Source organism: Streptococcus suis (genome assembly GCF_002960445.1).
GTDB classification, from domain to species: domain Bacteria; phylum Bacillota; class Bacilli; order Lactobacillales; family Streptococcaceae; genus Streptococcus; species Streptococcus hyiners.
Map to the genome: position 1 here is coordinate 1 of NZ_POJD01000138.1, position 326 is coordinate 326.

The 326-nt window shown below is 40.5% G+C and carries 1 protein-coding gene; it reads right to left on the reverse strand.

The window, feature by feature from the left end:
* Window positions 1-285, reverse strand: a 285-nt coding sequence (locus tag C1G53_RS03770) for a metal ABC transporter substrate-binding protein (RefSeq protein WP_161941366.1), incomplete at its 3' end; no start/stop codon positions are given.
* Between the last annotated feature and the right edge of the window lie 41 nt (window positions 286-326).

The window sequence follows — 326 nt, forward strand, 5'->3', positions numbered from 1 at the left end:
CATTTTACCTTCAAAGTGCAAACCGTGATAGAGAACAAGGTCAGCCTTTTGTAATTTTGATAAATCACTAGATTTGGCTACATACAAATGAGGGTCTTCTCCTGCTGGAATCAGCAAATCACGTTCCACCTCATCACCCGCCAACTGATAGACCATGTCATTGAGGAAGGAAGTAGTCACAGCCACTCTTGGCTTACTAGAGCCTTCTGTGGTTTGCGATGGACGACAAGCTCCTAACCCTATTAGGGACAATAGCAGAGCAAAACTGAACAATATTTTCTTCATATAGGTTCTCCTTTTATTTTTATTAAGCATACCTAACTATA